At 66.5% G+C, this 6,538-nt stretch carries 7 protein-coding genes and 1 pseudogene; 3 read left to right on the forward strand and 5 right to left on the reverse strand.

All coding sequences use genetic code 11. The features are described 5' to 3' along the window. Positions 1–277: 277 nt before the first annotated feature. Both ACFYR0_RS31365 and ACFYR0_RS31370 read left to right on the forward strand, forming a co-directional pair. Complete coding sequence (locus ACFYR0_RS31365) at positions 278–628, forward strand: hypothetical protein (RefSeq protein ID WP_389335589.1); 351 nt, start codon at positions 278–280, stop codon at positions 626–628. A 665-nt stretch (positions 629–1,293) separates the two neighbouring features. Continuing rightward, a complete protein-coding gene (locus ACFYR0_RS31370; RefSeq protein WP_389335592.1) occupies positions 1,294–1,878 on the forward strand; it encodes a recombinase family protein in 585 nt (194 codons plus the stop codon). 55 nt (positions 1,879–1,933) lie between these two features. On the opposite strand, the gene ACFYR0_RS31375 is transcribed toward ACFYR0_RS31370, so the two are convergent. The 5 genes from ACFYR0_RS31375 to ACFYR0_RS31395 form a co-directional block, all read right to left on the reverse strand. Next, on the reverse strand, positions 1,934–2,176 hold the full coding sequence (locus ACFYR0_RS31375; protein ID WP_389335595.1) for a hypothetical protein: 243 nt from the start codon (positions 2,174–2,176) through the stop codon (positions 1,934–1,936). 291 nt (positions 2,177–2,467) lie between these two features. Beyond that, complete coding sequence (locus ACFYR0_RS31380) at positions 2,468–3,301, reverse strand: helix-turn-helix domain-containing protein (RefSeq protein WP_389335598.1); 834 nt, start codon at positions 3,299–3,301, stop codon at positions 2,468–2,470. After that, a complete protein-coding gene (locus ACFYR0_RS31385) occupies positions 3,298–3,822 on the reverse strand; it encodes a DUF6879 family protein (protein ID WP_389335601.1) in 525 nt (174 codons plus the stop codon). The genes ACFYR0_RS31380 and ACFYR0_RS31385 overlap by 4 nt, the downstream gene beginning before the upstream one ends. Then, the gene (locus ACFYR0_RS31390) at positions 3,806–4,012 is read right to left on the reverse strand and encodes a hypothetical protein (RefSeq protein WP_210989046.1); all 207 of its coding nucleotides are present in this window, start codon (positions 4,010–4,012) and stop codon (positions 3,806–3,808) included. Before ACFYR0_RS31390 ends, ACFYR0_RS31385 begins: the two co-directional genes overlap by 17 nt. Positions 4,013–4,266: 254 nt before the next feature. Further along, the gene (locus ACFYR0_RS31395) at positions 4,267–5,715 is read right to left on the reverse strand and encodes a recombinase family protein (protein WP_389335604.1); all 1,449 of its coding nucleotides are present in this window, start codon (positions 5,713–5,715) and stop codon (positions 4,267–4,269) included. A gap of 76 nt (positions 5,716–5,791) precedes the next feature. Between ACFYR0_RS31395 and ACFYR0_RS31400 the strand changes: the two are divergent. Beyond that, positions 5,792–6,178, forward strand: a pseudogene (locus tag ACFYR0_RS31400) (DNA-3-methyladenine glycosylase); the annotation flags it as partial. Positions 6,179–6,538 lie beyond the last annotated feature (360 nt).

The following is a 6,538-nucleotide window of genomic DNA, read 5'->3' on the forward strand; positions in this document are numbered from 1 at the left end:
GGTGCGTCAGCGGATGGCCGAACAGAGCAGCGCCACACGGGACGGCTCCCTGAACGGGGTCCTCCCTCTCTCATATAAGATTCCTCGGCCAGGTCGCCGCCGTCGCTCCCGACTGCACGAGACCGAGTCCAGGCCCGAAGGCTTGGGCGTCCACCTGTGAAGAGACCGCCCATCCGTGCACGGCCCACCCCCGCAACGAAAGGGAGGCACATGTCCCGCCATCCGGCGGGGGTCACTGGCGCACTCGTGTGCGCCGCACAGGAAGGAGCCACACCCAGTGGCTATCAGCTTCGGTCATGACCGCCCGTGGGGCGGAGTCTCCCAGCACGAGTACCGGCGCATGGCACAGCACCCCGGACACCCACTCGCCTACCGCGTCCACTTCGCTGCCATCGGATGGGCGGACAGGCAAGGACACGCAGGCTTCCAGCCCGGCCGGCTGGCCGCCCTGCTGGGCAAGGACGGCAAGTCGCTGTCCGACCAGAGCACCCGCAACGCGGTGGCCCGCGCCAAGGAACTCGACCTTGTTTCGCCCCGTTCCGGAGCCGCCTGCCTAGTCCTCCCTTCCCATCTGTTCCAGAAGGGCAAAGGCGCGCCAGTCCCCTGCCGTCTCCGTCAGGGCCGGTGACTACATCTCGGGCGTGTAGCCAGAGCACGTCTGGCGTGTAGCGACACAGCCTCTGACCTGTGGAAACGTTGGCGTGCTCTCTTATCTATTTGGCCCAGTGCAGCCCGGCCACTTCGGGCCGGCTGGGGAAGCAGTCAGGCTCAACGGCAAGGGGAAGCGGCAGGGGGCGGCCTACCGGCCGCCACAGTCTCAAGCCGCCTACGACAGTGCGGCCCCGAAAGGGGCCGACAGGAGCAAGCCAGCAAGACCACGTGGGGTGCTGCCGCGCCCCACTGTCACAGCCGTAAGGCCCTGTTCCTTGCATGCCTCCGCCGTCGCTATCGGCGCAGCACAAGCCTGTGACCAGGCGATACCCACTCGCCTCCGCTATCGGGGATCGTCAGACGGACCCTGAAACCGTGGCGGAATCTTGGCTGCTAAGACATGGCGGTCAGTCAAGACCCCTTCAGGGGGTCATACCCCCACCCCTTCGCCGTTGCCTCACTCCTGCGCCGTTGGCCGTCCGCCATGGCGCAGCGTGACCAGTAACGGCCGTCTCGAAAACCAAGGTTTGTGAGACGAGTTGAGACCGACCCTGGAAGGGGCTGCAGCCCTGTTCAAAACCCGTCTCGAAACCTGCGTCTCTGGCTTGATCTTTTGAGATGAGTTCTGAGACAGTCCGTGTCATGACGACGACCACTGCCACCGGCCAGCTCATCGGATACGCCCGCGTCTCCACCGACGACCAGGAAGCGCAGCTGCAGCACGACGCGCTGACAGGCGCAGGGTGCGCCCGCATCTTCGAGGACAAGGCCAGTGGCAAGAACACCGACCGGCCGCAGCTCACGGCCGTACTGGACTACGCCCGACCTGGCGACGTCCTGTGCGTGTGGAAGCTTGACCGGCTCGGCCGGTCGCTCATCGACCTTGTGTCCATCGTCGATGGACTGCGCGAGCGAGGCATAGGGTTCCGCGTGCTCGACGGTGCCCTCTCCTCGGTCGACACCACATCGGCCGATGGTCGGCTGTTCTTCCAGATCATCGCGGCCATGGCGGAGTTCGAACGGTCGCTCATCAAGGACCGCACGCGGGCTGGTCTGGAAGCGGCCAAGGCGCAGGGCCGGACCGGCGGCCGTCCGTCTGTGGTGGACGAGGACGTACTCACCGTGGCCCGCGCCAGGAAAGCCAAGGGAGAGAGCGTCAGCGCCATCGCCACGGCCCTCGGAATCTCCCGAGCCACGCTGTACCGGCACCTTGGAGAGAGCGCCTGAGAAAGCCGCACACCAGTTCAGACAGGCCCTCGGCTCTACGCCTGCTCGCCGTCCCTCAGTGCGCCGGCGGTCTGTCCGGCTCGGCCCTCACCACCATGGCGAACGCCGTACAGAGCCGCCGGAAGCCGCGATGGCTGCTCCTGCCGGTGTGGCTCATGCACGCGACGTCGACCGCCGCACTGTCCGTCGACGGCTCCGCCCTCCACTTGCAGTGCAGGCACTCCGCCTCATAGGTCACGTCCGTATCCGGATGCTGCGTGATCCGGTGCGTCACGAACCGCAGGACCTTGCGAGCCATCAGCGTCCCCGGTGTTCGTTCCGGAGATGAGCCCGCAGGCCCACGTTCACGTCCGACACCTGCGAGTGGTCCCCGACCGACGTGGCGTTCGCGCGTGCCACCGCGTACCGAAGGCACTCACGACAACCCGACACAGGGTCGGGCGGCGCAGAGGGAAGGGTTACATGTACCGGTCCGTCCATCGTCGTCCTGGGTGTGCTCATCCGTGCGACCTCCCGACTGTTCGCTTGCCGAAGGATGATCCCCCGAGGTGCGTACGGTTTGGCGCTTCAGTCGCGTAGTCGACTGAAGTCATGCACGGCAAGCGGCGGACCACTCGGCGAGCCGTGCCCGAAGGGCTTCGCCGAACAGGGCGTGTGCCTCGTACCCGGCGAACTCCTTCAGGTACGCCTGAATATCTCGGCCGTCGCGGAGTACGAGACTTCCCGCCGTCGTCTCGATGGTGACCAACGCGGCGTCGTAGATGGTGAACGTACTCAGAGGGGTTCGGGGCGTCGGTGCCCCTACGGGGATCACCCCGATCTGAAGGTTCGGGAGGTAGGACAGGGACGCGAGCCGGTCCATCTGCTCGGCCAGTGCCAGTGGGGAGACGACCGGCCAGCGAACCGCCTGCTCGGTCAGGACGAACGTGAACCGCTTCGAGGCGTCGTAGAGGACGGCTTGCCGTCCCAGCTTCCCCGCTACGGCCTTGCTCGTGTCGGCCGTCGAGTGGGCCAGGCTCGCTCGTACGTACTCCGGTGTTGCGAGCAGTCCGGTAACCATCGAGAGCAGGAAGTAGCGCATGCGCGCAGAGGACGCTTCGAGCGACTTCAGCTCGGCCTGTCTTGTACCGAGCCCCTTGCGCCGAAGTTCTCGAAGGTTGCGCCACTCGGTGTTCGCCATCCTGGCGAGGGCGGAGACCTCGGCGACCAGCCCCGGCGGAGCGTCCAGCGCCCGCAAGATCTGCTCGACGTCGACCAGGGACGGCCGTGTCCGGCCGTTCTCGATGCGAGACACCTTCGACTGGGACATGTTGCAGCGCGCCGCGAGCCGGTCCCCTGAGAGGCCGGCTCGCTTGCGCAAGTCCCGAAGCAGGGAGGCGAGTTCGGAGCTGGACTCGCCAAGCTGCTCAGCTTCGAACGTCACTGCGCCACGCGCTCCGCGTACTCCAGGAAGGGAACCGACTCGGCAACGGCGATGTGCTGCCACTCGACGAAGGGCGCAGGGTCACCCTCGTACAGCTCTCGGCTGATCTGTGTGCCGTCTCCCTCGTAGTGCATCAGGACGACCGTCGCGCGGTCGAACATCCAGAAGTCCTGGACACCCGGCAGCGGGTTCTCCCGCTCGGTCACGTCAAGGATGCGGATGTCCTCTCCGGCGAGCGCGTGCGGGGCGTAGTACCGGGAGAACTCGAAGCGCAGGTACTCGGAGAGCGGTCGAGTCAGGACGTGCACTCGCCCCTTGCTCTTGCCCTCGCCGCGTAGCCGCTTCAGGTCTTCCGTGTACGCGGACGAGTAGGCGTGCGGGTCGACGCGGTTGCCTGCCCGGAAGGCTTCGAGCTCTTTCGCCTCCTGCGGTACGAGGTACTGGGGCAGGATCTCCAGTCGCCACGCTTCCGTCTGGAAACCCCGGAGCATCGCTCGCCAGTCGTCACCATCCAAGAGCACGAACGGCCTCCCGAAGAACGCTCTCGGGGATCTCCACGAGCCCTTCTCCCTGCGGGGGAGTGAAGGCGTCGGACACGTCACCCTGAACCACGATGGAGCCGGAAGCGGTGCGGTAGACGTTCGGGCAGTCGTCCTCTCCACACGTGCCGTTGCCGTTGCCAGTGAGCCGAGTCAGTTCTTCGCGTGCCATGCGGAACCCCTTGACTTGTCGGCCCGGTCAGGCCGCCTGAGGCGACCGTACGGGCGCCGATCGCGACCGTCCATGCACAGACGTGACTCATGCACGTTGTTGCATGAACTGGGGGAGCGAGGGGCGCGCAGGGGCGCCGAGTGATGTCCGGGCCCCTCTCGCCGGGAATGACGAGAGGCCCCGCCCGACTCTCGTCAGACAGGGCCCGTGCTCACTTCGCGTGGGCAGGCGACTCGTCCCTCCGCGATCGGATCTCAGGGGTTCCGGAACGTGATCCGGCAGTGCTCGCCCTTGAAGGATCGGACCCCTCGACCGCGCGGCATCAGCTCGACTAGCTCGCAGACCTGCATCACGACGGTCCGCACGTAGTCGATGCGGTCGGGGTCCTCGTAGTCCAGTTCCTCCCACAGGTACTCGACATCGCCCAGGTCGACGCGCACCCGATTCGATGCCAGGTCTGCCAGCTCTGCGCGGATCTTGGTCAGGTCGGCGTCACACCTGCCGATGCCCGTTCGCAGGGTCGACGCGTCGATATCCCCTACTGCGAACATCTCCGCCAGGGCGGTGCGCCTCTCGGAGGCGGCCGTCTCCTCGGCCAGCAACTCGGCCTCTCGCTCCTCGTCCGCGGCATCCGTGGCCGGTGCCGCGTTCCACTCCTCGGCCCTGTCGATGACCTTCCTGACCACGAAGGAGTCGAGCGGGTCCGCGGGGCAGGTGATGCACCGACCACCCGAGCAGGTGTAGATGCGGTACCGCTCTCCTGCCGCGTTCTTCTTACTCCACCCTTGAGTGATGACGGCCTGACACTTCGAGCAGCGGACCACGCCGGACAGCAGGGCCTTGCGCTTGCCGCCGCCGCCCGTGTTGCGCTCGGGGTCGCTCAGGTAGCGGACCAGCGCACGGAATATGCCCTCGGAGACGATCGCCTCCCAGTTGCCCGCGCCGGTCTCCTCGGTCCGCCGCACGCGCGTCCCGTCCGGTTTCTCGACCCACTGCGAGTACGTCTGGATTCCCGCGTTCCTCGGCTTCAAGAGGACCATCCGGAGGTTCGAGCTGCGCCACTCCTTGCCGTGCGGTGATAGCAGCCCACGCGTGTTCCAGTCCTTCGCGATGGACCAGAGGGTGACGCCGGCCAGGACATCCCGATACGCCTGTCGCAGGGCCTCTGCCTCCGCTTCCCGGTGCCTGCCGTCCCGCTCGAAGCCGAAGGGGCGAGTACTCCAGAAGGGCCTCCCCGACTCCCTGCGCCGCTGGTGTCCGAGCACCTGACGCTCGACTCGCATCTCGGTCTCGTTGCGAGCCACCACAGCGCCGATGCGAGCAGCTAGACGCCCGGACGGGGTGGACAGGTCGAGCACTCCCTGCGCCTGTGCGGCGGCCAGCGTGACGCCGGTCGCCTCGGCCAGGTCCACAAGATCCTCAAGGTCCCAGGGGGTGCGGTACATACGGTCGTAGTGGCGGGACACGATGGCGTCTGCCTTGCCGTCCTCCACCAGAGCCTTGACGCGCTCCCACTCGGCGCTCCGCTTGGTTCCCCGCTTTGTCGAAGCCGACGTGTCCTTCTCGACGATCGTGGCTACGACCGACCAGCCCTTCCGGTCGCACAGCGCCTGACTCAGCTCGACCTGTTGTGTCAGGTTCCCACCCTTGGACTCCTCGCCCCTCGGGGTGGGGCTGAGCCTGGCGTAGATGATCGCTCGCACTGCCTGTCTCCTGCTTGTCGTCGCTTTGCCGATGCTGCCGGACCAACGACGTACATGCCTAGTGAGTTACCTACGCATGTGGCACTGCATGAACCTCGTCTGCGGCCCTGAAGGCAGGGCGAGCGCCGTACTGCTCCGAGCGGGCGAGGTTCTCGAAGGCACCGAGCTGGCCCGCACCCGCCGGCTCTCGGCCCGCAACGACAGGGAACTCGCCAAGGGCCCTGCCCGCCTCGCCACCGCCCTGGACGTGGACCGCACCCTCGACGGCACCGACGCCTGCACACCCGAGGCCACACCTCTGCGCGTGCTCCCCGGCACGCCCGTCACTCGTGACCAGGTACGCCACGGCCCCCGCACCGGAGTCTCCGGCGACGGTGCCGTCCACCCCTGGCGCTTCTGGATCGTCGACGACCCGACGGTCAGCCCCTATCGCGCCCATGTGCCTCGCCGGCGCCGAGCTTGACTCGTCCCTACGAGGTGCGTAATGTAGCCCGAGCCGCTTGAACCGGGTACGGCGTTCGCCAGCAGCCGGAAGCGGCCAAACCACTACCTACGACATCCCCTCGGCGGGACGTTTTCGGCATGCCCGCATGCTCGAATTCGAACTCGCGAGACTCGATTATGAGTCGGTCAGGGAATGAGCTAACGTAGTGAATGTCGAAAGGCCGCCGGGCGAAAACCCGAAAGCCAACGACAAATCCCGCTGACAGGGAATCGGGTCGGAAAAGGATCTGATAGAGTCGGAAACGCAAGACCGAAGGGAAGCGCCCGGAGGAAAGCCCGAGAGGGTGAGTACAAAGGAAGCGTCCGTTCCTTGAGAACT

This window comes from Streptomyces sp. NPDC005017 (assembly GCF_042873115.1).
GTDB lineage: Bacteria > Actinomycetota > Actinomycetes > Streptomycetales > Streptomycetaceae > Streptomyces.